We start from the raw sequence: 25,504 nt of genomic DNA, 5'->3' as shown, positions 1-25,504 counted from the left end.
GCGTTGTAAGGCCTATCGAGCGCAGTTGCTCCTACAGAACTCCCGCCTTTTCCAGTATTGCCTGCTCGTCCACCTCGTCGATCTGCTCGGGCTGCATGAAGCGCTCGGCATAACGCCGATGTATGCCGCTGCGGATGAAAAGGGCGAACAGCTGTGGGTCGATGTGCGCGCCCTTGCACATGCCGACCATGATGTTCAGCGCTTCCGACAGCGTCTTGCCCTTCTTGTAGGGGCGGTCCACCGCTGTCAGAGCTTCGAAGATATCGGCGATCGCCATCATTCTTGCCGGCAGGCTCATCTGCTCGCGTGTCAGGCGCTTGGGGTAACCCGTGCCGTCCATTTTCTCGTGGTGCCCGCCGGCGATTTCGGTGACGCTCTGCAGGTGTTTGGGGAAGGGCAGGCGGTCGAGCATCAGGATGGTCTGCACGATGTGGTGGTTGATGATGTAGCGCTCCTCGGTGGTCAGCGTGCCGCGCGTGATGCTCAGGTTGTGCAGTTCGCCCCTGTTGAATTTGTGTTGCGGCACGTCCAGTTTGAAGCCCCAGCGGTTGTCCGTCGCGATCAGCTCCTGAGCCGGTCGCTCGATCAGGTGATCGAGACGATCAGCCAGCAGCGCCTCTTCCACCGGCAGGCCGGCGGGCGCAGAACGCTCCAGGCGTTTGGCTTCCTCCCAGGACACTCCCAGCCGGTTATCCAGAGTACGCAGCCAGCGGCGTTCGGCTATCTGCTCGAGGCGCGCCTGGTCGGCCTCGGCCATGGCCTCGCCACCCTGGTTGATGCGCGCGATGAAGGCAAATTCTTCATCCAGATCGCTCAGCAACTGATCGCGTTGTGCGGCCAGTGCTGCTTCGTCGCCGCCTTCGGCGCGGCCACGCCAGTAGGCGATCCAGGCATCGCGCTTGAGCACCTCGAAGCGCATGCGCACCTCGTGAATGCGGTCATACAGGGTTTCCAGCTTGGTCGCCTTGTCCACCACGTATTCGGGAGTGGTGACCTTGCCGCAATCGTGCAGCCAGGCGGCGATATGCAGCGCCTCCCATTCCTCGTCGCTGGGGGCGTAGTCAATAAACTCCGGAGCCTCACTCTCGGCGGCGGCTCGCGCCAGCATCAATGTGAGCTCCGGCACTCGCTGACAGTGGCCGCCTGTATAGGGGCTCTTGGCGTCGATGGCGCCGGCGATCAGCTGGATGAAGGCATCGAGCAACTGCTTTTGTCTGGCCAGCAGGCGCTGACTTTCGATGCACAGAGCTGCGCTGCCCGAGACCGCTTCGACGAAGGCCACGCGGTCCGGGCTGAGCATGCTTTCACTGTCCTCGCCGTTATCACGTTGCAGCAGCACCAACACACCCACGGTGTCGCCCTGACGGTTGTGCAGGCCGGTGGCGATCAGATGCAGGCGCGGACTGTCCATCGCCGATAGCAACCCTTGAAACTTGCCTGCCTGATCGAAGCCGATGGAGGTGGCGATGCTCTCGCCGCCGCTGGCCGGGCGTTGCAGCCAGGTGGGCAGGCTTGGGTCGTCGTGGGTCAGGGCGTGAAGGTCGAGTTCGGCGAGGCTGCGGCTCTGACCGTCGATCACCAGTCCCTGGGGCTCCAGCCGGCCGCTGTCGTTGTCGAGCAGATAGAGCAGCCCGCCCTGGGCATCGCTGATCGATACGGTGGCGTCCATCACCCGTTTGATCAGCGCGTCGAAATGGGTTTCCGCGGAAAGGCTGGCAGCGATATCGAGGAAGCTCGACAGGGTGTCCTTCATGCTCCCCATCGACACCGCCAACTGGTCGACTTCGAGAATCGGCGAGCGGCCGCTGGCCGGGTAACTGAAGTTGAAGCGACGGATCGCCTGCGCTTCCTGCACCAGGCTGCGCAGGGGTTTGACCACCAGGCGCGAGGTCAGCCAGCCCAGCGGCAGGCACAGCAGCAGCGTGGTCAGGGTGATCAGGGCGCCCTGCCAGCGGATGCGATAGGCCTCGGCCAACAACTCCTGCTCGGGCACCAGCAGCGCCAGGTGAAGCCCTTGTGGGCCGCCTTCCTGAATGTGCCGGTGGGCCATGGCCCAGCGCTGCCTGGCCAGTTCGATGATGCCCTCGTCCTGTTCGTTGAGTTTCCCGGACAGCAGCTCACCTAACGCCGGGTTGAGCTCGCTGACCTTGACCAGCGACACCTTGCCGTCGACCTCCTTGAGCAGACGGTTGCTCTCGGGATAGGCCACCGCGTTACCGTCGCCGTCGGCAAGCACCACCTGGCTGTTGGGCGTGACGCGGTGAGTCGCCAGCGTAGCCGAAAGGTCGTCGAGGGTGAGGTCGGCGCCGAGTACGGTGGTCAGGCCGCTGCGTCTGGCCAGGGTGGTGCCGATTTCCTGAGTGGAGAAAAACAGATAGGGCGCTGTGGTGATTTGCCCGCCATCGTCGCGGGCGCGCTTGAACCACTCGCGCCGTCTTGGATCGTAGGGCTCGCTGAGATTCTGGCGGCGGGTCAGCGGGTTCAGCGAGCCGTCATAGAACAGGTAGTCGCTCTCGGTTCCCGTGCTACTGCGGTCGATGGCCCAGACTTGATAGGCGGCCTTGTCCGGTGCGTTGAAGCGCTGCTTGAGCATTTCGCTGCGCAGCGGTCTGACCATGAAGAAATCACCATCTTCGTAGCCGAGGTAGATCGAGGCCAGCTTGGGATTGTCGCGCAGTGCCTGGGCGAACAGCGGCAGCATTTTCAGGCGTTCATCGAGTGTGTCGGCCTGGGTAGCCGGATGCAGCGCCAGCAGGCTGAGCAGGTGGCGGATGGGCCGGTAGGTGCTGTCCAGGTCGCGCTCTACGTCGTGCTGGATGCGCTCGAAGAGGGTCGAACTGCTGGAGAAGATCAGCCGGCTGGTCTGCTTGTAGTTGAACAAACCCAGCACGACACCGGTGAACAGCAACAGAAGTGTGAACAGGACACTGATATGGACGTGCAGGGGGAAACGGCGTTCACGCGCTACGGCGGGCTTTAGCATCGCACTTCACTCCTTGGGCGCTGCGTGCTTGCACAGCATAGTGAAGAGTGGGCGAATCTGCCGGAACGTTATAAGGGCTGCTGCGAACCGTCCTCGGTTTTGTCTGGCTTTCTCAGCTGCAGGCGCAGGCCATGTACCAGCAGCGCCACCGTCAGGGTCAGGGCGACACCGATTAGCGCGTTGAGCAGGCGTACCTCGGCCAGGTGCCAGTCCTGTGACAGGCTTTCGGCCAGAAGCACGAAGCACAGGCTGGTCTGCAGTACGAACAGGCCGTAGTGATTGGCCTGCAGCGCGCGGCTGAGGATGACCAGCACCAGCAGGGTCATCACCATCATCGGCGGACTTTGCAAGCTATGACCGAAGAGGATCAGCAGGCCGGCGGCGGCGAGACTGGCAAGGCTGGCTTGCAGCGCCCGTACCAGGCTGCCGCGGAACTCCAGCTGCAATGTGCTGATCACGGTCAGCGTCAGCCAGTAACCACGCGACAGACCAGCCAGGTTGACGATCAGACCGGAGGCGGCGAAGGCCAGCATGCAGGCCAGCGCATGCAGGCGCCATTGCTGGCGTGGCAGGCGCTGCGCGTGACGCTTGAGCACCTTGAGAATGGCGAGAAAGCGCGGCATGTACGGCCACATACGCAGGCCATGCAGGCCGCGCAGGCCGAAGGCGAGCAACATCACCCACAGCCCGCCGAGGATGAAAAGCATGGCCACTGCGTAGGGGTTGTGCAGATTGCCAATGCCGAATTGTCCCTGGCCGAGGCACAGGCAGATGCACAGGCCGATGCCCAGCTTGCCGGCCTCGCTTCCGAAACGCTGCAGCCAGGCCAGCAGCAGGCCGAAGGCGGCAAAAATACCCAGGCTGACCAGCGGGTGACTTCCGGCCCAGAACCCCAGGCCGGCGCTGCAGGCACCGAGACCGGTGAGCAGCAGCATGCGCAACATGCCGAAGCGGTGCAGTGGATTGGCCTGCGCGGCCTGGAAGGCGCCGGCCGAGGCCCAGAGGAAACCACTATGGGCAGTGAACAGACCGAGCAGCAGCGGCAAGGCACAACCCAGCCCGGCGACCACCGCCGGGCCCCAAGCCGGCGGGCCTGCATGCCAGGTGAAACTGTTGCGAATCAGGTTCTTCATGTGTCGTCAGACCGGGCTCGAGCGGCCGGTCATTTCCCTCGCCATTTCCGTAGCGTAGCTGTCGGTCATGCCGGCGATGAAATCGATCACGCGCATGAACGAGCGGTACAGTGGCCAGCCCGGCTCCGGCGCGTAGTAGCTGAGCAGATCGAGAATGCGCCGGTGCTTGAAGGACAGCGTGCGCCCACTGTGCTGTTCCAGCGCCGCGCCGCAGAAGGCATTGAGGAGGATTTCCAGCGTGGTGTAGGCGCCGATCTCATGCAGCGTCTTGCGCTTGTCGTGGAAGATCTTCTCCCGCGCCAGAGACTTCGCGCTCTGCACGCAGCGCTTGGCCGCGCCGTGCATGTGTTCCACCAGATCGCCCTGCAGGTCGCCGCCAAGCAGTGCCTGCTGCTGCTCGACGAAGGCACCGGCCGCAGCATTGGTCAGGTGCTCGATGGCCTTGCCGCGCAGGATCGCCAGTTTGCGCCGGCGCGAGTCCTTGGGGCCTAGCTGGCGATAGGTCTCCGGCAGATCGTCGCCGACCAGGTCGAGCAGCAGCGTCTCGACTTCGGTGTAGTCGAGCAGCTCCATCTCCACGCCGTCTTCCAGGTCGATCAGGCCGTAGCAGATGTCATCCGCCGCCTCCATCAGGTAGACCAGCGGATGGCGCGCCCAGCGCTGGGGCTCCAGTTGCGGCAGCTCGAGCTTGGCGGCGATTTGCTCGAGCAGCGGCAGTTCGCTCTGGTAGCAGCCGAACTTGTGTTTCTTGTAGCCCTGGGCGTCGGCATGACGGGCCGTCCAGGGGTACTTGAGATAGGTGCCGAGGGTGGCGTAGGTCAGGCGCGTGCCGCCGTCGAACTGGTGGTATTCGAGTTGAGTGAGGACGCGAAAGCCCTGGGCGTTGCCTTCGAAATTAAGAAAGTCGGCGCGTTCGGCATCGCTCATCGCATCCAGCCAGCCGCGCCCGGCGGCCTGCTGGAACCAGTGGCGAATGGCGTCCTCGCCGGAATGGCCGAACGGCGGATTGCCGATGTCATGGGCCAGGCAGGCGGACTGTACGACCATGCCCAGATCGCTGGGTGTGCACCAGTCCGGCAGTTCGTCACGCAGCATCTCGCCGACGCGCATGGCCAGGGAGCGGCCTACGCAGCTGACCTCCAGCGAGTGGGTAAGGCGGGTATGGATATGGTCGTTGCTGGAAACCGGATGCACCTGCGTCTTGCGCCCCAGGCGGCGGAAGGCGCCGGAGAAGATGATGCGGTCATGATCCTTATGAAAGGGACTGCGTCCGAGCTCTGCCGAGCTGGGAGCGGGTTTGCCGAGACGTTCGCGGGTGAGCAGGGTGTGCCAATCCAAGGCCTATCCTCGCCAGGTTGATCCAGACCCCTAGCTTGGTTGTTCGTGCCGCTGCCTGCAACCCCGTGTTGGCTACAGACCGGCGGCGTCGATGTCTACCAGGAGCAGCCGGTGACCGTTATCGATGAACTGACCCGCTGTCAGGCAGTACTGGTTGGTGGTGGCGTCACGATAGGTGGTGGAGAGCGTCAGGCGCCGCTCTTCCCAGCCTTCGGCCAGCAGTTGATAGAAGTAGGGGCGCCATGACCAGTTGTGGCCCAGGTAGCGGTCATCGGCGTGCCAGGCCTGTTGGCGCCACTCCAGATTCGGCGTCAGCTGAGTGCCGTGGCGATCGCACTGATAGGTGCGCAGCAGCCAAGGATAACTGTCCGGCGCGCGCAGGCCGCTAGTAGGGGCGCCGCTCTCAGCCCAGGGCCGCAGTTCGGCCATCAGTTCGCTCAACTGCTGGCGCAGGTTGACCAGGCGTGCGCGCTCAGCGAGTTTCTGTTTCACATAATAGTCGCGCAGGCGGGCGAAGCGGCCGACGAAGGCGTCGCTGGCGAACAGCTCCCGCTCGGGCCTGGCGAAGAGAAAACCCTGCACGTAGCGCGCGCCGCACTCGAGGGCGAAGTTCAGCTCGGCTTCGGTTTCCACCCCCTCGGCGATGATCCAGCAGCCGGTCTTCTCCGCCATCTGCGCCAGGGCCTTGACCACTTCGCCGCTGGGGCCCCCACGCGCAGCTTCCTGAAACAGGCGCATGTCCAGCTTGAGGATGTCCGGCTGCAGCGCCAGCACGCGGTCGAGCTGCGAGTAGCCGGCACCGAAGTCGTCGATCGCGATTCGCGCGCCGGCTTCGCGGTAGCGTGCGACCACATCGGACAGGCGCTGGCGGGCGCCGCCCAGTTCGGTTATTTCGAAGACGATGCGCGCGGGGTCGATACGGCTGCGCTGCAGTTGAATCAGGCTGGGAAGGGGTTGGGCAGGGCGCAACAGGCTGATCCAGCGCGGCGAAATGTTCAGGCTGAGAAACCAGTCGCCGGGGGCTTCGCCAAAGCGCTGCAGCGCATCTTCGCGGACCTGGCGGTCCAGGCGGCGCAGGGCTGCGGTGGGCGTTTTCGGATCGGCGAAGAGATGGCCGGCTGAGTGTTCCCGTCCACTGCCATCGCGCAGCCGGGCCAACGCTTCGACGCCAGCTATGCGGCCAGTGGCCGTGTCGATGAAGGGTTGGAAGACGGCGAATGGCTGTCCGTCGAGCACTGAATGTCCTTAGCTGCGAGCAGTTGGCCGCGTGAAGCGGCAGACTGCTCGACCAAGCAAGATTACGGCCACTCCTCGCAAGGGTGGCCGCATTTGCTACCTCATGGGACGGTGCCGAAGCAACGGAATGACCAGCAGTGCCAGGCGCAACAAGCTACGCATGCCCCGCTTGCGAACCAGCAATGCGGTCAGCGTCGCCGCGCCACCTGCGAGCCAGATTGGTGCAGTACCCTGACGCAGGCGTTGTCCGTAGTCACGCGCCTGACGTAGCGGGCTGGTGAGCTGCAACGCCTCATGGCGAACTTCCTGGCGGCGCATCTCCAGGCGCATGCGCAGCACGGCCTTGCGCATCTCGCGCGGCGAAGCGCCTGGTGGCATGGTTGGAGTGGTCATGGCAACAGTTGCTCCTTGTCTCGTTGCAATTCTTCCAGCGTCGCGCTGAAAGGCGCTTCAGCGTGCCGCAGGCTCTGCACCAGCCAGGTACCGCAGGCTAGCAGGCCCGCTCCATGGAACACGCACAACCCTATGGCCACTGCCAGGCGGTGACTGTCCCAGAAGATGACCAGCAACAGAACGGACAAGCCGAACAACAGAAGCAGAGCAAAGCTGAAGCACAGGCCCCCGAGAAGCAGAGCACGCAGTGCCTGGTTGCGCTGGTCTTCCAGTTCATGGGCCAGCAGCGCGATATGGCCTTGCAAAAGGCCGAGCAGCGCTGCTCCCAGACGACGGGCTGAAGAGTCCTTGGACATGGGCGCTGTCAACGACGGCTCATCATAAGGCCGAACACCAGGCCGACAGCGGCTGCCAAGCCGACAGCCTGCCATGGATGCTTGTGAACGTACTCTTCGGTGGCGTCGACGGCGACCTTGCCCTGTTGGCGTAAGCTGGCTTCGGCATCATGCAGGGTTTCGCGGGCTCGACTCAGGCTGCTGCGAATATCGTCGCGCAGGGCTTCGGCCTGTTCGCCGGCCAGACTGGCCGAGTGTTGCAGGAGCTTCTCGGTGTCGCTGACCAGAGCCTGGAATTCATCCAGCAAGGCGTCCTTGGTGCTTGAAGTAGCGGCTTTGTTTGGCATGGCGAGCAGTCCTCTGCGTTGGGTATGTATGGTTTACGAGTGCACTGCGGCGCAAGGGTTCCGAAAGAATAGTCGCTGAGTGACCGGTTCGGCATTTGGTATAGCGATTGCTATTTGCTGGTGCGCGAAGGCCGGGAAATGCCCTGCGATGGGGCTTTTCGGGTGCGGCTCAGGATGGTCCATTTCGCGTATAACCATTTGATTAACAAGAGATTAGTACCGATCAGAGGATTTTCGGTGGCGCTGTTTTAGGGCCGCCCGAAAGCACTTTTCGAGGGCGTACGCGGTGGCTTGGCTGCATTGTGGTGCGCATTTTCGATGGTGTGCCTTGGTTTGGTGCCTTTTCTTCTGCCTCCGGAGTTTTCTTCCTCGATGGAAAACATCAACAGCGCCGTGGCCACGCTGATCCACGGTTCCAATACCCTGTTCATCCTGCTGGGTGCGATCATGGTCCTGGCCATGCATGCCGGTTTTGCCTTCCTCGAAGTGGGCACGGTACGGCAGAAGAATCAGGTCAATGCGCTATCGAAAATCCTCTCGGACTTCGCCATTTCCGCGCTGGCGTATTTCTTCATTGGTTACTGGATCGCCTATGGCATCAGTTTCCTTGAGCCGGCCGCGGTGCTGACCGAAAACCACGGCTATGGCCTGGTGAAGTTCTTCTTTCTGCTGACCTTCGCCGCTGCGATTCCGGCGATCATCTCCGGCGGTATAGCCGAGCGCGCAAAGTTCGGCCCGCAGCTGTGCGCCACGGTGTTGATCGTGGCGTTCGTCTATCCGTTCTTCGAGGGCATGATCTGGAATGGCAACTACGGACTGCAGGCCTGGCTGGAGGCGCGTTTCGGCACCGGCTTCCATGACTTCGCGGGATCGGTGGTGGTGCATGCGATGGGCGGCTGGCTGGCATTCGGCGCGGTGCTGTTGCTCGGTCGCCGCAATGGCCGTTACCGCGACGGCAAGCTGGTGGCCATGGCACCCTCGAACATCCCGTTCCTGGCGCTGGGCTCGTGGATCCTGATCATCGGCTGGTTCGGCTTCAACGTGATGAGTGCGCAGACGCTCGAAGGCGTCAGCGGGCTGGTGGCGGTCAACTCGCTGATGGCCATGGTCGGCGGCACCGTCGCCGCGCTGCTGGTTGGGCGTAACGACCCGGGCTTCCTGCACAACGGCCCGCTCGCCGGCCTGGTAGCGGTCTGCGCAGGTTCGGACCTCATGCATCCGATTGGCGCCCTGGTCACCGGTGCGATCGCCGGCGCGTTGTTCGTCTGGGCCTTCACCGCGACTCAGGTGAAGTGGAAGATCGACGACGTGCTCGGCGTCTGGCCGTTGCATGGTCTGTGTGGCGTTTGGGGCGGTATCGCCTGCGGCATCTTCGGCCTCGAAGCCTTCGGTGGCCTGGGTGGCGTGAGTCTGGCCAGCCAGGTGATCGGCACGGCCCTGGGTGTGGTGATCGCGCTGGTCGGTGGCTTTGCGGTGTATGGCCTGCTCAAGACTTCCCTGGGCATTCGCCTGAGTCAGGAAGAGGAGTACAACGGCGCCGACCTGTCGATTCACAAGATCGGTGCGATGAGTCAGGATTGATACCTGTCGGCGCTGTCCGATCAGCGCCTTAACGGCCAATAAAAAACCGGGCATTTGCCCGGTTTTTTGTTCGTGCGCCAATCAGTCGCGGCGGCCTTCCACCGCCTTGCCGGCGACGGTGCCTTCCTTGAGCATGATCTGGTATTCCTTGCCGTCGGTTTCCACCTGGTGCAGGCGCACCAGCAGGTGGCCCCAATCCTTGGCGAACCACAGCACGGTCTTGCGGGTGCTTTGAGTGGGGTCGCGCACGCGCTCGACCTTGATCGCATCGATCAGGCCGGCCTTGGTACGCACCACTTCCTCGCCAAGCACGCGAAAATCGTAGGTTTCGATTTCGTCACCGTCGACCACCTGGTAGCTCACGCTCTTCTTGCCGGCTGCGACATCCTGCTGCAGGGCGATCTGGTAGGTCGACTTGTCCAGCAGGCCGCGATTGAGCGGGAAGCGCACAGAGTCGCCGCGGTCGCTGCCGATGACCTGCTTCTGCTCCCAATCGAAGTCCTGCTCGACCTTCTTGCCTTTGCCCAGGCCGCTGCGGTTGAGGCGGTAGGTCAGTGGCAGCAGGGCGCCGTTGTCGACGCGGAAGGTGCTCTCTTCGGTCAAGCCTGCGACCAGCATCGAAGCTTCGAAATTGAGCGTCCAGCGACCGTCGTCCTCACGCTTGAGGCTGCGCTCGGCACTGCCGCTGACCGGCAACTGCTTCCAGTCCGCGGTGTAGCTGGCGGAGAAAGGCTGCAGGTCCTCGGCGAGGGCTGGCAGGGCGAACAGGGTCATGGCGAACAGCAGGGCACGACGCATAGAGTCTCCTAGGTTCGAATCAGATGGCCGCTGGCCGGCAGCGGCTGGCCATCCAGCATTGCGCCTTGAGCGTCAAGACGCAAGCGGCCTTCGGCAAACCAGCGTACGGCCAGGGGGTAGATCTGGTGCTCCTGCCGGTGCACGCGGCTGGCCAGGCTTTCGGCCGTATCGCCTGCCATCACTGGCAGCACTGCTTGTACGACCAGAGGGCCACCATCGAGTTCCTCGGTGACGAAGTGCACGCTACAGCCGTGCTCGCTGTCACCAGCTTCCAGCGCACGCTGATGCGTATGCAGCCCCTTGTACCTGGGAAGCAGCGAAGGATGGATGTTCAGCAGACGCCCCGCGTAATGCTGAACGAAGCCCGGCGTGAGAATGCGCATGAAGCCGGCCAGCACCACCAGATCGGGCTGATAGGCATCGATGGCCTGGATCAGCGCCGCATCGAAGGCTTCGCGGCCGTCGAACTGCTTGTGGTCAAGCAGTTCGGTGGCGATGCCGGCCTGTTTCGCCCGTTGCAGACCGTAGGCATCGGCGCGGTTGGACATAACCGCGGCGATGCGAGCCGGATTGCCGTCGCGGGCGACGCTGTCGATCAGAGCCTGCAGGTTGCTGCCTGACCCGGAGATCAGAACGACGACATTACAGGGCATCAGTGGCTTTTCAGGTTGTTCAGCTGCACCTGAGCCGCGCCTTCGGCCGCCTCGGTGATCTGGCCGATGACCCAGGGCTGCTCGCCGCTGGCGCGCAGGCTGGCGAGGGCCGCCTCGACCTGATCCTGAGCGACGCAGATGACCATGCCGACGCCACAGTTCAGCACGCGGTGCATTTCATGCTCATCGACGTTGCCTTGTTCCTGCAGCCAGTCGAACACGGCCGGACGATTCCAGCTGGCGACGTCGATCACGGCCTGGGCGCCTTGCGGCAGTACGCGCGGGATGTTGTCCAGCAAGCCGCCGCCGGTGATGTGGGCCATGGCCTTGACCGCGCCAGTGTCCTTGATCAGCTTGAGCAGCGGCTTGACGTAGATGCGGGTCGGCGCCATCAGCAGGTCGGCCAGGGCCTTGCCGTCCAGTTGCACCTGCTCGATGTCGGCGCCGGAGACTTCGATGATCTTGCGGATCAGCGAGTAGCCGTTGGAGTGCGGGCCGGAGGAGGGCAGGGCGATCAGCGCGTCGCCGGTGACGACCTTGGAGCCGTCGATGATCTCGCTCTTTTCCACCACGCCGACGCAGAAGCCGGCCAGGTCGTAGTCTTCACCTTCGTACATGCCCGGCATTTCGGCGGTTTCACCACCGACCAGGGAGCAGCCAGCCAGCTCGCAGCCGGCACCGATGCCGGTGACCACGGTGGCGGCTACGTCGACGTTGAGCTTGCCGGTGGCGTAGTAGTCGAGGAAGAACAGCGGTTCGGCGCCGCAGACCACCAGGTCGTTGACGCACATGGCGACCAGATCCTGGCCGATGCTGTCATGCTTGTTCAGATTCAGCGCCAGGCGCAGCTTGGTACCCACGCCGTCAGTGCCGGAAACCAGTACCGGCTGCTTGTAGCCAGCCGGGATCTCACACAGGGCGCCGAAGCCGCCCAGGCCACCCATGACTTCCGGACGGGCAGTGCGCTTGGCGACGCCTTTGATGCGCTCGACCAGGGCTTCACCGGCATCGATGTCGACGCCTGCGTCCTTGTAGCTGATGGAGGGTTGCTTGCTCATAGATCCGGGCCTTTGGATGGGGAGTTCGTGTAGGCGCCGACGTGGCTCAGGCTCATCCAAGGAGCCCGGCGCGCGTACCGGCTGGCGAAGGCGCGCGATTTTATCAGGCTTGCCCGGTAGCGGCCACTCGCGTGCATGCGCTTCGTCGCGGGCACTGGCTCTGGTTGCCGGGGCAAGAGCGGCTGTTTAAGGTATAGGCCTTTGCGCACGCCGCCATCCCTTTGCGAGAGCCCGCCCCATGCGTCTGTCTGTCCGCCTGATGTTCTTCTGTTTGTCGCTCCTGAGCCTCTCGGCACTGGCTGCGCCGGTTGCCGGTTTGTATCAGGTGCGCGAACCGGTGGCGGACCAGCAACCGGAAAGCCGTGATGCGGCCATGCAGAAAGCCCTGCTGACCCTGGTGCTGCGCCTGACCGGTGATGCCAAGGCGCTGCAGAACCCGGCGCTGGAAGGGCTGCGCAAGGACCCGCAGCAGATCGTCAGCCAGTACGGTTACGAAGGCGATGCGCTGCTGGTGGAGTTCGATCCGGGCAGTACCGAGCGCCAGCTTCGTCAGGCCGGCCTGGCCCTGTGGGGGGGCAATCGTCCGGCGATCCTCGCCTGGTGGCTCAACGAGTCGCCGGAAGGCAGCCAACTGGTTGGCGAGAGCCAGGGCACCTCGGCGTCACTGCGCGATGCCGCTCAGCACCGTGGCCTGCCGCTGCGTTTGCCATTGGCCGATCTGAGCGAGCAGGCGCTGGGCAGTGCCGATGCCTTGCTGGCCAACGATCCGCAGGCGCTGCGCGAGGCCTCCGAACGCTATGGCGCTGACGCGCTGTTGGCGGTGCGTGCAGCCGAAAGCGGCGGTAGCTGGCAGGCAACCTGGCGCCTGTGGCTGGGTGACGAGCGTGAGCAGGGCAAGGCCGAGGGCGCGGATCAGGCCGCACTGGCCGATGCGGTGATGCTGGCGGTGGCCGAGCGTCTGGCGCCGCGTTTTGTCGTCAAACCGGGCGCCGCGCAGAGCCTGACGCTGGTGATCGAAGGTGCTGACCTGGGCCGTTTCGCGGCATTGGAGCGCCTGCTCGAACCCTTCGCCGCGCGTTTGCAGGAAATCGACGGGCAGCGCCTGGTCTATCAGGTCAGCGCCAGTCCGGAACAGCTGCGCGCGCAGCTGGCATTGGCTCAGCTGCAGGAAGTCAACGAGCCGCTCGATGCCGCTGAGCCGGTGGAGAGTTCGCAGGCGAGCCCACAAGACGAAGCGCCTCAGGTGAAGCCGCGCACCGATCAGCTGCGCTTTCGCTGGTAGAATCCCCGCCGGTAAAACACAGCCCTGTTCGCGGCGCCTTCCGGGCGCCGTTTCGCATCGAGGACGCGAGCATGACCGATTCCACCCGTTGGCTATGGATGGCTGGGCTGTTTCTGCTTGGCTGGCTCCTGTATCTGTTGCACCCGATTCTTTCGCCGTTCCTGATGGGCGTCCTGCTGGCCTATCTGGGTGATCCGCTGGTCGACCGCCTCGAACGGCATCGCCTGTCGCGCACCGGCGGCGTAATCGTGGTATTCACCCTGTTCGCGCTGCTGTTGTTGATTCTCCTGCTGGTGCTGGTACCCATGCTGGGGCGGCAACTGGTGCGGCTGTATCAACTGGCGCCGGAGATGCTCGACTGGTTGCAGGGCACCGCCTTGCCCTGGTCGCAATCGCACCTCGGGCTGCAGGACGATGTGCTGCAGCTCGCCCAGCTAAAGCAGGCATTCACCGACAACATCGGCAAGACCACCGATGTGCTCAGGTTGGTGCTGGCCCAGGCGACCTCCTCGGGCCTGGCGCTGCTGGCCTGGCTGGGCAACCTGCTGCTGATTCCGGTGGTGAGCTTCTACCTGATGCGTGACTGGGACGTGCTGGTCGCGCGTGTACGAGGGTTGCTGCCGCGGCAGCGTGAGGGGCTGGTGGTCAAACTGGCGGGCGAATGTCATGAGGTGCTGGGTGCCTTCCTGCGCGGCCAGTTGCTGGTGATGCTGGCGCTGAGCGTGATCTATTCCGTCGGTCTGATGCTGGTCGGGCTGGAGCTCGGACTGTTGATCGGTGTGCTGGCCGGCCTGGCGAGCATCGTGCCCTATATGGGCTTCATCGTCGGTATCGGTGCGGCGCTGAGCGCGGCGCTGTTCCAGTTCGGCCTCGAGCCCTATCCGCTGATCGGTATCGGCGTGGTGTTCATGATCGGCCAATTGCTCGAAGGCATGGTGCTGACGCCCATGCTGGTGGGCGATCGCATCGGTCTGCATCCGGTCGCGGTGATCTTCGCCATCCTCGCTGGCGGCCAGCTATTCGGCTTTACCGGCGTGCTGTTGGCCTTGCCGGTGGCGGCGGTGATCATGGTTTTGCTGCGCCATGCTCATGATTTGTATAAACTTTCTGGCCTTTATGGAGAGACAAGCGGTTCCCACGAGCCCCCAGCATGAAACCTATCCAGCTGCCTCTGGGGGTGCGTCTGCGCGATGACGCCACCTTCGCCAACTACTATCCCGGTGCCAACGCCGCGGCCCTGGGCTATGTCGAGCGCTTGTGCGAGGCCGATGCCGGCTGGACGGAAAGTCTGATCTACCTGTGGGGCGCCGAGGGCGTCGGGCGCAGCCACCTGCTGCAGGCGGCCTGCCTGCGCTTCGAGCAGCGTGGTGAAGCGGTGGTGTACCTGCCGCTCGGCGAGGTGGTACAGCATGGCCCGGAGCTGCTCGACAATCTTGAATTGTGCGAGTTGGTCTGCCTCGATGATCTCGATGCGGTGGCGGGGCGCAGCGACTGGGAAGAGGGGCTGTTCCACCTGTTCAACCGCCTGCGCGACAGCGGCCGACGCCTGCTGCTGGCCGGCACCATGTCGCCGCGCGAGTTGCCGATTCAGTTGCCTGACCTCAAATCCCGGCTGACCTTGGCGCTGGTTTTCCAGCTGCACGAGCTGTCCGACGAGGACAAATTGCGCGCCCTGCAACTGCGCGCTTCACGTCGCGGTTTGCAGATGAGCGACGAGGTCGGCCGTTTCATTCTCACCCGCGGCGAGCGCAGCATGAGTGCGCTGTTCGAACTGCTCGAGCGCCTCGATCAGGCCTCGCTGCAGGCCCAGCGCAAGCTGACCATTCCTTTCCTCAAGGAAACGCTGGGCTGGTAACGCGTCTGTTTCCCAGCTCTTGCATGAAACCGCGTATTGCCTGAGCGCAAAGCTGTGGTTGCGCCTGCAAAATGAAGTGCGGTCCCTCCAGCCGAAGCTGACGAAGATCGTTGCACAAATGCGCCACCTGTCTCGCCACCTTGTCTGCGACCAGACGATCCTGCTGCGGCCACAGGTGCAGGACGGGCAGTTCGAGGCGCTGTTGCGGTGCTTGCAGCGTCGCCAGCGTATGGAGGCGAGCGCGTATCAGAGCCTTGTCCAAACGGCGGATTTCTCTCTGTACTTGCTGCAACGTCTGATCACTTGCGATCTGGCCAAGGCACGCCGCGCGTAGTGGCCATGGCTGCGTAGCGAGCAGCAAGGATATGGGCAGGCGCTTCAGCACAGGCAAGACGGCATTAGGAACGGTCAGGAACGATGCGGCGAAGATCACGCCCTGCAGTCCAGGCGGCTTGCGCATGGCGAGCCGATAAGCAATGGGGCCGGAAAAGGATTCGCCCAGCAGTACGAACGGGGTGCTGTGCAGTCGCTCGGCCAGCTTTTGCGCCAGGGCGTCGTAATCCTGCGGCCCGTGCTCGGGCAAGTCGAGCACCTGACAATCGATATCCCCAAGCTCGGCGAGCAGAGGAGTGAAGAGGGCGCTGCTGCCATTGAGGCCAGGCAGCAGCACCAGGCGCATCAGGCTTCCCCGGCCTTCTTGCGGTCGTACTGAAAGCGCCAGCGGGTGTAGAGCAGGGCGCAGCAGAACAGGCCGAAGCTGATTACTGCCTCCAGAGCGCCGAACAGCGCGCGCGCCGGATCGATGGCGGCGAGTACGCCCTGGATGAAGTAGAGATTGACCACGAAGCAGGCCCAGGCGTGAGCGCGGGCGTTGCCCATGAGTATGCCGGGCGCGAGCAGGGCCAGTGGCAGCAGCTGGATCGCCAGCACCACGCCGACGCGGGCACCATGCAGGTCGGCGAAGGCGAGGTTCCATACCAGCAGCAAGGTCAGCAGAGCGATGAAACTGAACAGGCTCAGCGCTCGGCTGAGTTTGACCCGCGGCTCCAGCCATTCGAGGCTGGGCAGGGGTTTCTTGGCTCGGGCCACGATCAGTGCTCCAGTTTGCCGGCGATCTGCGCCAGGCGTTGGCCCAGTGCACGGCACAGGGCCACTTCGTGTTCGTCCAGTGCGCGTTTGCCGTCACCCCCGGCATGGTGGCTGGGGCCATAGGGCGTGCCGCCGCCGCGAGTTTCGAGCAGGTCCGATTCGCTGTAGGGCAGGCCGCACAGCAGCATGCCGTGGTGCAGCAGCGGCAGCATCATCGACAGCAGGGTGGTTTCCTGACCGCCATGTAGGCTGGCGGTAGAGGTGAACACGCCAGCCGGTTTGCCTACCAGCTCGCCGGTGAGCCACAGGTTGCTGGTGCCGTCGAGGAAATACTTGAGCGGTGCGGCCATGTTGCCGAAACGGGTCGGGCTGCCCAGAGCCAGGCCCGAGCAGTTCTTCAGGTCGTCCAGGGTGGCGTACACGGCGCCGTCCTCGGGTACGCTGGGTGCGACGGCCTCGCATTCGCTGGATACTGCCGGCACCGTGCGCAGGCGTGCTTCCAGGCCAGCCATCTCGACGCCGCGGGCAATCTGTTTGGCCATCTGCGCAGTGGCGCCATGGCGGCTGTAGTAGAGCACCAGGATATAAGGCGTACTCATGCCAGCAGCTCCAGGACCTTCTCCGGTGGACGGCCAACCACGGCCTTGCCGCCAGCGATCAGGATCGGGCGCTCGATCAGCTTGGGATGCTTGACCATGGCTTCGATCAGTTGCGCTTCGCTCAAGCTGGTATCGCTCAGGCCCAGTGCCTTGTACTCGTCCTCACCGCTGCGCAGCAGGTCACGGGCGGTGATGCCCAGCTTGCCCAGCAGGCTCTTGAGTTCGCTGGCGCTGGGTGGCGTTTCCAGATAGCGCACGACGTTCGGTTGCAGGCCGCGGGCTTCGAGCAATTCCAAAGCGCCGCGGGATTTGGAGCAGCGCGGGTTGTGATAGAAGGTCAGGTCGGTCATGGTGGCTCGCATCCGGCTTGAAGTGGCGGCTATTCTAACCGCCTGGTGCGTGGATGCACGTGAACCGATACGCCGCATTGCTGCGACTTTTTCACGCGGCGCACTGTCTGTTTAGGTTTGAGGGCTAAGGAGAGGTCATGCAGGTTCGTTTGAAGGATTGGCTGGAGTTCTGGCTGAATCTTTATCGGCGCTTCGTGGAGAACCGTGGTGCAGGCAACGCTGCGGCGCTGACTTACACCACCCTGTTCGCCGTGGTGCCAATGATGACCGTGACCTTCGCCATGCTCTCGGCCGTCCCTGCGTTTCAGGGCGTCGGTGAAGACATTCAGGGCTTCATTTTCCGCAACTTCGTGCCCTCCACCGGGGAGACGGTGCAGGAGTATCTGCGTGAATTCACCTCTCAGGCCCGGCAGCTGACCTGGTTTGGTGTCGGACTCCTGGCTGTCACTGCATTTCTCATGCTGTTGACTATCGAAAAGACCTTCAACGTGATCTGGCGGGTCCGTCAGCCTCGGCGCGGGATGTCGAGCTTCCTGCTCTACTGGGCGATACTCAGCCTTGGGCCGCTGCTGCTCGGCGCAGGGTTCGCGATCAGCACCTACATCACCTCCTTGTCGCTGGTGTCCGGGCCGGACGCTTTGGTCGGGGCCAAGACGGTGCTGGCTTTCGCTCCGCTGTTGTCCAGCATTGCGGCTTTCACCTTGCTCTATGCAGCGGTGCCCAATACCCGAGTACCCTTTCGCCACGCGCTGCTCGGAGGGCTGTTCAGCGCCGTGTTGTTCGAGGTGGCCAAGGCGCTGTTCGGCCTTTATGTGCGTCTGTTCCCTGGCTATCAGTTGATCTACGGGGCCTTTGCCACGGTGCCGCTGTTTCTGCTGTGGATCTATCTGTCCTGGTTGATCGTATTGCTTGGTGCCGAGCTGGTGTACGGCCTCTCCCGCCCCCGGGACTGGCGTCGCGATCCCATTCCCAAGGGGTTGATAGTGCTGGTGGTGCTGCGCCTGTTGCTGAAACGCCAGCAGAGGGGAGAGGCCTTGCATTACGGCGATATGCAGCGCGCCGGATGGCGTCTGCCGGAAGAGGTGTGGAGCCAGGTGATGGATTTCCTCGAGCGGGAGCATCTGGCCTGCAAAGCTTCTGGCGGCGGCTGGGTGCTGTGCAGGGACCTGCATTCTTTCCCGCTGTACAAACTGCTGGAGTGCAGCCCATGGCCTTTGCCGAGCCTGTCGCAGCTACCCGCTCAGCTCGATGAGCCGTGGTATCCGGCATTGCGCGAGGGGCTGGAGCGCATGCAGGCGGAGCGCGAGGCTCAGTTTGGCATCAGCCTGGCGGACTGGCTGCCGGGTAAGGGATAGCGGAACCACGGAGGCGTGTGCCAGGAGGTGACAAAAAGCGTCACTTAACGGCCCTGTCACGATCTGTCGTGGCTCCGGCGCACGTCCAGGCGTCAGTGAATGCAGTGTTGGGCGGCTGGCACGCTTCTGGCAATTGGAGAAACAGTTGCTATCGAACTGCCAGCAGGGCAGGGGTCGCTGAGGACGCAGGCAGTAATGACAGGCAAGAAAACCAAGGTGATCCACCTCCATCGACGCGATCCGCAGGAAGCGCTGACGCGGCTCAACCGCATTACCGGTCTGCACTTCGCTCGCTGGCCGGAATCGCTCCTTGACCATGCAGCCAGCGAAAACCTGCCGTCTGATGCCGAGGCTTCGAATTTACGCCCAGCGTCCAGTCCCGAAGCGTCCTCTGGCTGAAAACAAAACCCGCGACAATGCGCGGGTTTTCAACTGGCTGTGATGTTTCAGGCCAGAGCCTGACGGCTCTCGCTGTTGGCCAGTTCGACGGCCTGAACGAAGAATTCCTCGACGACAAGACTTTGCGCCGGCACGGACGAGCGCAGGCGTACCTGCATGTCTTCGATCTTCTGCCGCACCGGCATGCGGGCGATGCCCGAGAGCAGGATCTTGCCGTGGGCGTTGACCTTGCCGTGGTCGACATTGACCTCGCGGCGCTTGTCGCCGTCGCGATAGCTCACCAGCAGCGATACCGGCAGGTTGGCCAGCCCGGGCAACTGCAGCCAGGTGGCGATGTTGTATTCGGCCACGCGACCCTCATAGGGCGTGACCAGCAGGTGAGCGACGTCAACGATGCGCGCAGGCACGGAGCCAATCAGCTTGTCTTGCACTTGGGACATGGCGAAATTCCAGGCTGGGTGAGACTTTTGGCAAGGAATTATAAGCAGGCGTCTGGTGTTGAAACTGTGCACTCGGCAGACGGGCGGCGTGACTGGGGTCGCAGTTTCGCGTATCAGGCCAGGCGCAACGGGTGGCGGGTGACTGCCGACGTCTGCAGGTTGCTTTCGGGAAGCGGCACGATCGCCTGGTTATGTACGTTGGCCAGTTGCAGCCAGAGATGTTCGTCGACGCTGAACTGGCCATTGGGCAGCCACAGGCCGTGATGCCAGCCATTGCCTGGTGCCGGGGTGCTCTGCAGAACGCCGGGGTGGGTCTGGGCATTGGGCGCGCGACGCAGCCAGACTGGCCGCGGCAGCCCCTTCAGATAGCGCAGGCCGAGGTGAAGGCCCTTGCTGCCCTGATGGCGCCAGCGCACCAGCGCCAGGGTCGGAGTACCATCGGTGAGCAGTAGCACCAGTTGCCCGACCTGCAGCTGTGCGCCTTCATTGGTGTTGCACAGCAGGCGCGCGCCACCGGGGCTGGCATCGAGCAACTGTGCCTCGGTGCGCTGTGGCAGCTTGTCCAGCAGTTGCGCGTGAATGGCCGCAAGGCCGACCACCAGGCTGCACTGGCCATCCAGCTCGGCGCGCTCGTGACGACGTTGTTGGCGACCCAGCCAGTGCTGGCGTACCCGTTCGAGGAGCTGACGCTCCTGTGCGCTTTGCAGCGGCGCCGGTTCGTGCAGGGCGATCAGCAATGCGCCCAGTTCGAAACGGCGCAGGTTGTCTGCCTCGCCCTCCACGCGCTGTTCGAAACCCAGGCTGGCCCTGGACTGGCTGAGGTCGACGAGCGGACCCTCGGCCTCGTCTTCTTCATCCCAGGGTTGTAGCCTGGCCAACGAGGCCAGGGGGGCGAGTGCGCTGAACAAGGTCAGGCATTCGCCTTCATCGAGGTGAAAGGGGTTGCTCAGGGCCAGTAGCAGCATCTGCTGGTACAGCCCGCGCAGGTTGCTGGCCGGTTTTGGCTCGAAGGCCGCAGCCACCGGTTCGTCCAGGCATTGCTGGTGTTCGCCGATCCAGTACAGCAAGTGGCTGTCGCGCCAGAGTGCCGGCGGGGGCTCCTGATACAGCTGGTAGTGGCGCAGCAGCTGCTGGGCAAGGAAATGCTGGGCCATGTACAGGCACCAGGCCAGATGTGGCAGCGATGGCTGGCGACCTTGCAGAATCTGCAGCAGCAGGCGCTTGAAACCGATTGCCAGTTCGCCGCACAGGCGCACGAACAGCGTGCTGGGTGGATGCTGGCGATTGGCGAGGCCGGCGTAATGGCGATACTCGTCACTGAAGCTTTGCAGCGCACGCTGCCTTTCCAGTAAGGTCAGGCCGCTACGGTTGAGTGTGAACAGCAGCCCCAGCACCTGTTGCAGGCCGTGTTCCGGCTCCAGATGGCGGGCAGCCGCGAGTCGCGGGGCAATCTCCGCTGGCGATACGCTGGTGTCCTCGCGGATATCCGGTACTTCCAGGCGCAGTGCATTGAGCGTCATATCAACCCCGAGTGGAGGATCGAGTACATGGGCTTACGGCTCCGGATGGTCGGCAAGGCTGTTTTGGGAATCTGCGCCGGTCTGCTGCTGGCGGCTTGCGCCGAGGATTTCGGCCCTGATCAGCATGGACGAAAGGTAACGGCTGACAACCTCGATGGCCAGTGGCTGGTCATCAATTATTGGGCCGAATGGTGTGCGCCATGCCGCACGGAAATCCCCGAGCTCAATGCGCTGGAAGATGAGCTGAAAACCCGGTCGGCGCGGGTGATCGGCGTCAACTTCGACGCCTTGCAGGGCGATGACCTCAAGCGTGCGGCCGACAGCTTCGATATCCGTTTCACCGTACTGGCGCAGGACCCGGCAGCGCGTTTCGAGTTGCCGCACAACGATGTACTGCCGGTGACCTACATCGTCGATGCCGATGGCAAGCTGCGTGAACGGCTGGTGGGCGAGCAGACTGCCGCCGGCTTGCTGGCGCATCTTGAGCGCTTGCGCGGCAAATAAGCTCACTCAATGGCGCCGTGCACCGTCACAAACCGGTGCGCAGCGCCCTCCTGATTACCAGCCCGGCACGCCACTCATGTCTGGCAGGTGGTGGGCGATGCCCTTGTGGCAATCGATACAGGTGGCTTCACCGTTGGCCAGCGCGCTGGAATGCATCTGCCGGGCGCGTGGGCTCTGCTTGGTGAAATCCATGTAGTCGAAGTTATGGCAGTTGCGGCATTCCAGGGAGTCGTTGGCCTTGAGCCTCGCCCATTCGTGCTCTGCCAGCTCGCGGCGTTTTTCCAGGAACTTGTCGCGCGTGTTGATGGTGCCGAAGATCTTGCCCCAGACCTCCTTGGAGGCCTGCATCTTGCGTGCGATCTTGTCCGTCCACTGGTGCGGCACGTGGCAGTCCGGGCAGGTCGCGCGCACGCCGGAGCGGTTGCTGTAGTGAATGGTGTCCTGCAGCTCGACGTAGACGTTGTCGCGCATCTCGTGGCAGGAAATGCAGAATTGTTCGGTGTTGGTCGCCTCCAGTGCGGTGTTGAAGCCGCCCCAGAAGATGATCCCGGCAATGAAACCGCCCAAGGTGAGAAAGCCCAGGCTGTAATGCACGCTCGGTCGACGCAGGATGCCCCAGTATTCCTTGAGCAGGGCCAGTAATGACTTCATAGGGCCTCCTCAGGGTTTCGCCATGCCGGCTGCTTCGTCTTCGAGCAGGTGGTCGATATTGCGGAAGCTGTTGCCCACCAGAGGTTTGACCTCCTGCTGGGTCACGTGGCACTGGGTGCAGAAATAGCGCCGCGGTGAAACCGCCGCCAGGGCCTGGCCGTCACGGTCCATGTAATGGGTGATGCTGATCATCGGCGCCTGGCTGCGGGCGCTGCCGGCCCGGCTGTGGCAGGTCAGACACCTGTTGCCGTTGGCGTCCACCTGATAGCCGCGAATGCTGTGCGGAATGGTCGGTGGTTGTTCCGGGTAGTTGCGCTCGCGGCGCAGATCCTTGTTCTCCTCGTTGCCCAGCACCGGTGCCGGGAGTGTCTGGCTGAGGGTACCGCCTGGGCGGCGACCGTCCGGCGCGGGGGCGTCGAGTGGATAATTGAGCTCGCCGGCGATGGCCAGGCCGAAGGCAGCGAGCAGTAGCAGAGGCAGGAAACGCAGGCTCATGACGGCTCTCCTCAGGCCAGGTTGACCAGTTCGATCTTCACCGCACACTTCTTGTAATCGGTCTGCTTGGAGATCGGGTCGGTGGCGTCCAGGGTGACCTTGTTGATCAGTTTATTGGCGTCGAAGAAGGGCACGAAGACCAGACCGCGTGGTGGCTTGTTGCGCCCGCGGGTTTCGATGCGCGCACGAATCTCGCCGCGCCGGCTGATCACCTTGACCTCGCTGCCGCGTCGCGCCTTGAGCGCCTTGGCGTCGTCCGGGTGCATGTAGACCAGGGCATCGGGTACGGCGCCGTGTAGCTCCTCGACACGCTGAGTCATGCTGCCGGTGTGCCAGTGTTCCAGCACGCGGCCGGTGCTGAGCCAGAACGGGAAGTCGTCATCCGGTGCCTCGGCTGGCGGCTCGTAGGGCAGGGCGAAGATCAGCGCACGTTTGTCCGGGTAGCCGTAGAACTGTACGCCGCTGCCTTCTTCCACGTAGGGGTCGAGGCCCTCGCGATAGCGCCAGCGCGTTTCCTGGCCGTCGACCACCGGCCAGCGCAGGCCGCGTGCGGCGTGATAGCTGTCGAACGGCGCCAGGTCATGGGCATGGCCGCGGCCGAACTGGGCATATTCCTCGAACAGCCCCTTTTGCAGGTAGAAGCCAAAGGCCCCGGCTTCGTCATTGGCGTAGCCGGCCTCGATCTGCTCGCTGGGGAACTGGTCGACCTGGCCATTGGCGAACAACACCTGGTAGAGCGTCTTGCCCTTGTAGTCCGGGGCCTTGGCCAGCAGTTCGGCGGGCCAGACCTCATCGGTGGTGAAGCGCTTGGAAAACTCCACCAGTTGCCAGAGGTCGGACTTGGCCTCGCCCGGCGCCTTCACCAATTGATGCCAGAACTGCGTACGGCGCTCGGCATTGCCGTAGGCGCCTTCCTTCTCCACCCACATGGCGCTGGGCAGGATCAGGTCGGCGGCCTGGGCCGAGACGGTCGGGTAAACGTCGGAAACGATGACGAACGCCTGCGGGTTGCGCCAGCCGGGGAGAATTTCCTGCATCACGTTGGGGCCGGCCTGCATGTTGTTGCTGACCTGGGTCCAGTAGACCTTGAGCACGCCGTCCTTGAGCTTGCGGCTCTGCTCCACGGCGTGGAAGCCGGGCTTTTCCTGGATGGTGCCGGCCGGCAGCTTCCAGATTTTCTCGGCGGTTTCGCGGTGCTTGGGATTGGCCACCAGCATGTCGGCGGGCAGGCGGTGGGAGAAGGTGCCCACCTCGCGCGCGGTGCCGCAGGCCGACGGTTGGCCAGTGAGGGAGAAGGGGCTGTTGCCCGGTTCGCTGATCTTGCCGGTCAGCAGATGGATGTTGTAGATCAGGTTGTTGGCCCAGACGCCGCGGGTGTGCTGGTTGAAACCCATGGTCCAGAACGACATGACCTTGCGCTTGGGATCGGCGTACAACTCGGCCAGGGCTTTGAGGCGCTCCGCCGCGACGCCGCTTTCCCTGGCGGTGCGCTCCAGCGTGTAGGGTTTGACGAAGGCGGCGAACTGCTCGAAGGACATGTCCTCCCAGGTATTGGCCTTGGCGGCGTTCTTGGCCTGCATTTCCAGCGGATTGTCGGCGCGCAGGCCATAGCCGATATCGTCGGCGCCACGTACGAACTTGGTGTGCTTGCCGACGAAGTCCTCGTTCACCGCGCCGCTCTCGATGATGTGGTTGGCTATGTAGTTGAGAATCAGCAGATCGGTCTGGGGTTTGAACACCAGCGGGATATCGGCCAGATCGAAGCTGCGGTGCTCGAAGGTGGAAAGCACGGCGACTCGGGTATTCGGGTGGCTGAGGCGGCGATCGGTGACCCGGCTCCAGAGGATCGGGTGCATTTCTGCCATGTTCGAGCCCCACAGCACGAAGGCGTCGGCGGCCTCGATGTCGTCGTAGCAGCCCATGGGCTCGTCCATGCCGAAGGTGCGCATGAAGCCCATCACCGCCGAGGCCATGCAGTGGCGCGCGTTGGGATCGATGTTGTTGCTGCGAAAGCCGGCTTTCATCAGCTTGTTGGCCGCATAGCCTTCCCACACCGTCCACTGGCCGGAGCCGAACATGCCGATGGCCTCCGGGCCATGCTCGGCGATGGCCTGCTTGATCTTCTGCGCCATGATGTCGAAGGCTTGATCCCAGCTCACCGGCTGGAATTCGCCCTGCTTGTCGTAAACACCGTTTTTCATGCGCAGCAGCGGCTGGGTGAGGCGGTCGACGCCATACATGATCTTCGACAGGAAGTAGCCCTTGACGCAGTTCAGGCCGCGGTTGACCTCGGCCTTGACGTCGCCGTGGGTGGCCACTACCCGGTTGTCGCGGGTGGCGACCATCACGCTGCAGCCGGTGCCGCAGAAGCGGCAGGGCGCCTTGTTCCACTCCAGGCGGGTCATGTCCGCCTCGGTGATCAGGTTGCTGGCGGTACTGACGATGGGCAGGCCGGCCGCCGCTGCGGCGATGGCAGCCGCGTTGGCTTTGGCGAATTCACGGCGGGAAAGCTTCATTTTGAGTCTCCTTCTGGCTCGAGGAGTTCGTGGTAGACCAGGGCTGCGTTGAGCACGCCCGGCAATGCGTTGATCTGTTCGATACGCGCGAGAATGTGGCGCTCATGCTCGGTCTCCAGTACCACCACCAGCTTGCCCTCAGGGCTTTCCTGGTGCAGTTCGAGACCCTCGAGCTGGCGCAGATTGGCTTTCACCGCGGCGAGCAGCTCGGGCCTAACGTGGACCAGCAGGCTGGATATGTGCAGGGGGGCGGCCATGTTCCGTGGCTCCGTCGGGTAAAGGGGTCAGGTCGGTGGGCCAGGTGGCCCGAAGAGCATCTGGGTGAACCAGATGATGAATCCGTAGCCGCCGACCAGCGCCACGGACAGGAGGGGGAATAGGCAGACGACAAGAAAGACGAACAGGCGAGTTTCCTTGCCTTTCGTGGCTCTGCGTTCGGGCGTGGTGTCCATTCGCTCGGCTCCATTGCATTCCGTATCTCAGGCTAGACCCTATCATTGGTAAGGGCAAAGTCACTTGAGCTGGATCAAGGGAGAGGCGCAACGGTCAGGGCACGGGTACAGGCTCGAGTTATCGATAGCGTGCTAATATTTG

At 63.5% G+C, this 25,504-nt stretch carries 28 protein-coding genes; 7 read left to right on the top strand and 21 right to left on the bottom strand.

The window, feature by feature from the left end; translation table 11 throughout:
- Positions 1-31: 31 nt before the first annotated feature.
- The 7 genes from DXK50_RS06520 to DXK50_RS06490 all read right to left on the bottom strand — a co-directional run bounded on the left by DXK50_RS06520 (position 32) and on the right by DXK50_RS06490 (position 7,765).
- Positions 32-2,983 carry an HD domain-containing phosphohydrolase gene (locus DXK50_RS06520; protein WP_212629737.1) on the bottom strand — a complete coding sequence of 984 codons (2,952 nt, stop codon included), beginning with the start codon at positions 2,981-2,983 and terminating at the stop codon, positions 32-34.
- A 68-nt stretch (positions 2,984-3,051) separates the two neighbouring features.
- Complete coding sequence (locus DXK50_RS06515) at positions 3,052-4,116, bottom strand: FUSC family protein (RefSeq protein WP_161867662.1); 1,065 nt, start codon at positions 4,114-4,116, stop codon at positions 3,052-3,054.
- Between the two features lie 6 nt (positions 4,117-4,122).
- Entirely contained in the window at positions 4,123-5,454 is a 1,332-nt protein-coding gene (locus DXK50_RS06510) for a deoxyguanosinetriphosphate triphosphohydrolase (RefSeq protein ID WP_161867663.1), read from the bottom strand.
- A 72-nt stretch (positions 5,455-5,526) separates the two neighbouring features.
- Positions 5,527-6,690 (bottom strand): EAL domain-containing protein, encoded by a 1,164-nt coding sequence (locus DXK50_RS06505; protein ID WP_212629736.1) that lies wholly within the window; start codon positions 6,688-6,690, stop codon positions 5,527-5,529.
- Positions 6,691-6,786: 96 nt separating this feature from the next.
- Positions 6,787-7,083 carry a hypothetical protein gene (locus DXK50_RS06500; protein ID WP_161867665.1) on the bottom strand — a complete coding sequence of 99 codons (297 nt, stop codon included), beginning with the start codon at positions 7,081-7,083 and terminating at the stop codon, positions 6,787-6,789.
- The gene (locus DXK50_RS06495; protein WP_161867666.1) at positions 7,080-7,439 is read right to left on the bottom strand and encodes a phage holin family protein; all 360 of its coding nucleotides are present in this window, start codon (positions 7,437-7,439) and stop codon (positions 7,080-7,082) included. Before DXK50_RS06495 ends, DXK50_RS06500 begins: the two co-directional genes overlap by 4 nt.
- Positions 7,440-7,447: 8 nt before the next feature.
- A complete protein-coding gene (locus DXK50_RS06490) occupies positions 7,448-7,765 on the bottom strand; it encodes an ElaB/YgaM/YqjD family protein (RefSeq protein ID WP_161867667.1) in 318 nt (105 codons plus the stop codon).
- Positions 7,766-8,137: 372 nt separating this feature from the next.
- Between DXK50_RS06490 and DXK50_RS06485 the strand changes: the two genes are divergently transcribed.
- The gene (locus DXK50_RS06485) at positions 8,138-9,346 is read left to right on the top strand and encodes an ammonium transporter (RefSeq protein WP_212629735.1); all 1,209 of its coding nucleotides are present in this window, start codon (positions 8,138-8,140) and stop codon (positions 9,344-9,346) included.
- A gap of 81 nt (positions 9,347-9,427) precedes the next feature.
- Here DXK50_RS06485 and DXK50_RS06480 read toward each other — a convergent pair whose 3' ends face one another.
- From DXK50_RS06480 to purM, 3 genes are read right to left on the bottom strand one after another with little or no spacing between them, the layout of a single operon-like run.
- Complete coding sequence (locus DXK50_RS06480; RefSeq protein ID WP_161866987.1) at positions 9,428-10,144, bottom strand: DUF3108 domain-containing protein; 717 nt, start codon at positions 10,142-10,144, stop codon at positions 9,428-9,430.
- A gap of 8 nt (positions 10,145-10,152) precedes the next feature.
- Positions 10,153-10,797, bottom strand: a complete 645-nt coding sequence (purN, locus tag DXK50_RS06475; RefSeq protein ID WP_212629734.1) for a phosphoribosylglycinamide formyltransferase — start codon at positions 10,795-10,797, stop codon at positions 10,153-10,155.
- On the bottom strand, positions 10,797-11,855 hold the full coding sequence (purM, locus tag DXK50_RS06470) for a phosphoribosylformylglycinamidine cyclo-ligase (protein WP_161866985.1): 1,059 nt from the start codon (positions 11,853-11,855) through the stop codon (positions 10,797-10,799). The genes purN and purM overlap by 1 nt, the downstream gene beginning before the upstream one ends.
- Positions 11,856-12,093: 238 nt before the next feature.
- Here purM and DXK50_RS06465 point away from each other — a divergent pair, with 238 nt between their 5' ends.
- The 3 genes from DXK50_RS06465 to hda all read left to right on the top strand — a co-directional run bounded on the left by DXK50_RS06465 (position 12,094) and on the right by hda (position 14,992).
- A complete protein-coding gene (locus DXK50_RS06465; RefSeq protein WP_212629733.1) occupies positions 12,094-13,137 on the top strand; it encodes a DUF2066 domain-containing protein in 1,044 nt (347 codons plus the stop codon).
- Positions 13,138-13,208: 71 nt separating this feature from the next.
- Complete coding sequence (locus tag DXK50_RS06460) at positions 13,209-14,291, top strand: AI-2E family transporter (protein WP_212629732.1); 1,083 nt, start codon at positions 13,209-13,211, stop codon at positions 14,289-14,291.
- The gene (gene hda / locus DXK50_RS06455) at positions 14,288-14,992 is read left to right on the top strand and encodes a DnaA regulatory inactivator Hda (protein WP_024308852.1); all 705 of its coding nucleotides are present in this window, start codon (positions 14,288-14,290) and stop codon (positions 14,990-14,992) included. The genes DXK50_RS06460 and hda overlap by 4 nt, the downstream gene beginning before the upstream one ends.
- Here the strand turns inward: hda and DXK50_RS06450 are convergent.
- From DXK50_RS06450 to arsC, 4 genes are read right to left on the bottom strand one after another with little or no spacing between them, the layout of a single operon-like run.
- Complete coding sequence (locus DXK50_RS06450; protein WP_212629731.1) at positions 14,970-15,671, bottom strand: alpha/beta fold hydrolase; 702 nt, start codon at positions 15,669-15,671, stop codon at positions 14,970-14,972. The genes hda and DXK50_RS06450 overlap by 23 nt on opposite strands.
- Positions 15,671-16,081: a DUF2069 domain-containing protein gene (locus tag DXK50_RS06445; RefSeq protein WP_161866981.1), complete on the bottom strand. Its 411-nt coding sequence runs from the start codon at positions 16,079-16,081 to the stop codon at positions 15,671-15,673. Before DXK50_RS06445 ends, DXK50_RS06450 begins: the two co-directional genes overlap by 1 nt.
- Positions 16,082-16,083: 2 nt before the next feature.
- The gene (gene wrbA / locus DXK50_RS06440; RefSeq protein ID WP_212629730.1) at positions 16,084-16,680 is read right to left on the bottom strand and encodes an NAD(P)H:quinone oxidoreductase; all 597 of its coding nucleotides are present in this window, start codon (positions 16,678-16,680) and stop codon (positions 16,084-16,086) included.
- Positions 16,677-17,030, bottom strand: coding sequence for an arsenate reductase (glutaredoxin) (gene arsC, locus DXK50_RS06435; protein WP_212629729.1), 354 nt, complete (start codon positions 17,028-17,030; stop codon positions 16,677-16,679). Before arsC ends, wrbA begins: the two co-directional genes overlap by 4 nt.
- Positions 17,031-17,167: 137 nt before the next feature.
- Between arsC and DXK50_RS06430 the strand changes: the two genes are divergently transcribed.
- Both DXK50_RS06430 and DXK50_RS06425 read left to right on the top strand, forming a co-directional pair.
- Positions 17,168-18,385, top strand: a complete 1,218-nt coding sequence (locus DXK50_RS06430) for a virulence factor BrkB family protein (protein WP_212629728.1) — start codon at positions 17,168-17,170, stop codon at positions 18,383-18,385.
- A gap of 195 nt (positions 18,386-18,580) precedes the next feature.
- Positions 18,581-18,784 (top strand): hypothetical protein, encoded by a 204-nt coding sequence (locus DXK50_RS06425; protein WP_212629727.1) that lies wholly within the window; start codon positions 18,581-18,583, stop codon positions 18,782-18,784.
- Positions 18,785-18,831: 47 nt separating this feature from the next.
- On the opposite strand, the gene DXK50_RS06420 is transcribed toward DXK50_RS06425, so the two are convergent.
- Positions 18,832-19,224 carry a hypothetical protein gene (locus tag DXK50_RS06420; protein ID WP_161866976.1) on the bottom strand — a complete coding sequence of 131 codons (393 nt, stop codon included), beginning with the start codon at positions 19,222-19,224 and terminating at the stop codon, positions 18,832-18,834.
- A 113-nt stretch (positions 19,225-19,337) separates the two neighbouring features.
- Positions 19,338-20,744, bottom strand: a complete 1,407-nt coding sequence (locus DXK50_RS06415; RefSeq protein WP_212629726.1) for a PilZ domain-containing protein — start codon at positions 20,742-20,744, stop codon at positions 19,338-19,340.
- A 45-nt stretch (positions 20,745-20,789) separates the two neighbouring features.
- Here DXK50_RS06415 and DXK50_RS06410 point away from each other — a divergent pair, with 45 nt between their 5' ends.
- The gene (locus DXK50_RS06410) at positions 20,790-21,248 is read left to right on the top strand and encodes a TlpA disulfide reductase family protein (RefSeq protein ID WP_212629996.1); all 459 of its coding nucleotides are present in this window, start codon (positions 20,790-20,792) and stop codon (positions 21,246-21,248) included.
- 54 nt (positions 21,249-21,302) lie between these two features.
- On the opposite strand, the gene DXK50_RS06405 is transcribed toward DXK50_RS06410, so the two are convergent.
- The 5 genes from DXK50_RS06405 to napE are packed head-to-tail and all read right to left on the bottom strand — an operon-like array spanning position 21,303 to position 25,362.
- Positions 21,303-21,899: a cytochrome c3 family protein gene (locus DXK50_RS06405; RefSeq protein WP_161866974.1), complete on the bottom strand. Its 597-nt coding sequence runs from the start codon at positions 21,897-21,899 to the stop codon at positions 21,303-21,305.
- Positions 21,900-21,908: 9 nt separating this feature from the next.
- The gene (locus tag DXK50_RS06400) at positions 21,909-22,394 is read right to left on the bottom strand and encodes a nitrate reductase cytochrome c-type subunit (RefSeq protein WP_161866973.1); all 486 of its coding nucleotides are present in this window, start codon (positions 22,392-22,394) and stop codon (positions 21,909-21,911) included.
- An 11-nt stretch (positions 22,395-22,405) separates the two neighbouring features.
- Positions 22,406-24,910, bottom strand: a complete 2,505-nt coding sequence (napA, locus tag DXK50_RS06395) for a nitrate reductase catalytic subunit NapA (RefSeq protein ID WP_212629725.1) — start codon at positions 24,908-24,910, stop codon at positions 22,406-22,408.
- Positions 24,907-25,167: a chaperone NapD gene (locus tag DXK50_RS06390; protein WP_161866971.1), complete on the bottom strand. Its 261-nt coding sequence runs from the start codon at positions 25,165-25,167 to the stop codon at positions 24,907-24,909. Before DXK50_RS06390 ends, napA begins: the two co-directional genes overlap by 4 nt.
- 27 nt (positions 25,168-25,194) lie before the next feature.
- Positions 25,195-25,362: a periplasmic nitrate reductase, NapE protein gene (gene napE / locus DXK50_RS06385; RefSeq protein WP_161866970.1), complete on the bottom strand. Its 168-nt coding sequence runs from the start codon at positions 25,360-25,362 to the stop codon at positions 25,195-25,197.
- Between the last annotated feature and the right edge of the window lie 142 nt (positions 25,363-25,504).

The organism is Pseudomonas sp. KB-10 (assembly GCF_018221585.1).
Taxonomy (GTDB): domain Bacteria; phylum Pseudomonadota; class Gammaproteobacteria; order Pseudomonadales; family Pseudomonadaceae; genus Aquipseudomonas; species Aquipseudomonas yangonensis.
Note: the sequence above shows the minus strand (reverse complement) of the source record. Positions and strands in the feature narration are given on the sequence as shown.

Excerpts from the sequence above, each read along its gene's own strand:
- DXK50_RS06465 (WP_212629733.1), top strand. The coding sequence starts at position 12,094 with ATGCGTCTGTCTGTCCGCCTGATGTTCTTCTGTTTGTCGCTCCTGAGC.
- wrbA (WP_212629730.1), bottom strand. The coding sequence starts at position 16,680 with ATGAGTACGCCTTATATCCTGGTGCTCTACTACAGCCGCCATGGCGCC.
- DXK50_RS06485 (WP_212629735.1), top strand. The coding sequence starts at position 8,138 with ATGGAAAACATCAACAGCGCCGTGGCCACGCTGATCCACGGTTCCAAT.
- DXK50_RS06460 (WP_212629732.1), top strand. The coding sequence starts at position 13,209 with ATGACCGATTCCACCCGTTGGCTATGGATGGCTGGGCTGTTTCTGCTT.
- DXK50_RS06495 (WP_161867666.1), bottom strand. The coding sequence starts at position 7,439 with ATGTCCAAGGACTCTTCAGCCCGTCGTCTGGGAGCAGCGCTGCTCGGC.
- DXK50_RS06420 (WP_161866976.1), bottom strand. The coding sequence starts at position 19,224 with ATGTCCCAAGTGCAAGACAAGCTGATTGGCTCCGTGCCTGCGCGCATC.
- DXK50_RS06390 (WP_161866971.1), bottom strand. The coding sequence starts at position 25,167 with ATGGCCGCCCCCCTGCACATATCCAGCCTGCTGGTCCACGTTAGGCCC.
- DXK50_RS06410 (WP_212629996.1), top strand. The coding sequence starts at position 20,790 with ATGGTCGGCAAGGCTGTTTTGGGAATCTGCGCCGGTCTGCTGCTGGCG.
- DXK50_RS06515 (WP_161867662.1), bottom strand. The coding sequence starts at position 4,116 with ATGAAGAACCTGATTCGCAACAGTTTCACCTGGCATGCAGGCCCGCCG.
- arsC (WP_212629729.1), bottom strand. The coding sequence starts at position 17,030 with ATGACCGACCTGACCTTCTATCACAACCCGCGCTGCTCCAAATCCCGC.
- napE (WP_161866970.1), bottom strand. The coding sequence starts at position 25,362 with ATGGACACCACGCCCGAACGCAGAGCCACGAAAGGCAAGGAAACTCGC.
- DXK50_RS06425 (WP_212629727.1), top strand. The coding sequence starts at position 18,581 with ATGACAGGCAAGAAAACCAAGGTGATCCACCTCCATCGACGCGATCCG.
- DXK50_RS06490 (WP_161867667.1), bottom strand. The coding sequence starts at position 7,765 with ATGCCAAACAAAGCCGCTACTTCAAGCACCAAGGACGCCTTGCTGGAT.
- purN (WP_212629734.1), bottom strand. The coding sequence starts at position 10,797 with ATGCCCTGTAATGTCGTCGTTCTGATCTCCGGGTCAGGCAGCAACCTG.
- DXK50_RS06415 (WP_212629726.1), bottom strand. The coding sequence starts at position 20,744 with ATGACGCTCAATGCACTGCGCCTGGAAGTACCGGATATCCGCGAGGAC.
- napA (WP_212629725.1), bottom strand. The coding sequence starts at position 24,910 with ATGAAGCTTTCCCGCCGTGAATTCGCCAAAGCCAACGCGGCTGCCATC.
- DXK50_RS06450 (WP_212629731.1), bottom strand. The coding sequence starts at position 15,671 with ATGCGCCTGGTGCTGCTGCCTGGCCTCAATGGCAGCAGCGCCCTCTTC.
- DXK50_RS06480 (WP_161866987.1), bottom strand. The coding sequence starts at position 10,144 with ATGCGTCGTGCCCTGCTGTTCGCCATGACCCTGTTCGCCCTGCCAGCC.
- DXK50_RS06405 (WP_161866974.1), bottom strand. The coding sequence starts at position 21,899 with ATGAAGTCATTACTGGCCCTGCTCAAGGAATACTGGGGCATCCTGCGT.
- purM (WP_161866985.1), bottom strand. The coding sequence starts at position 11,855 with ATGAGCAAGCAACCCTCCATCAGCTACAAGGACGCAGGCGTCGACATC.
- hda (WP_024308852.1), top strand. The coding sequence starts at position 14,288 with ATGAAACCTATCCAGCTGCCTCTGGGGGTGCGTCTGCGCGATGACGCC.
- DXK50_RS06400 (WP_161866973.1), bottom strand. The coding sequence starts at position 22,394 with ATGAGCCTGCGTTTCCTGCCTCTGCTACTGCTCGCTGCCTTCGGCCTG.
- DXK50_RS06500 (WP_161867665.1), bottom strand. The coding sequence starts at position 7,083 with ATGACCACTCCAACCATGCCACCAGGCGCTTCGCCGCGCGAGATGCGC.
- DXK50_RS06430 (WP_212629728.1), top strand. The coding sequence starts at position 17,168 with ATGCAGGTTCGTTTGAAGGATTGGCTGGAGTTCTGGCTGAATCTTTAT.
- DXK50_RS06520 (WP_212629737.1), bottom strand. The coding sequence starts at position 2,983 with ATGCTAAAGCCCGCCGTAGCGCGTGAACGCCGTTTCCCCCTGCACGTC.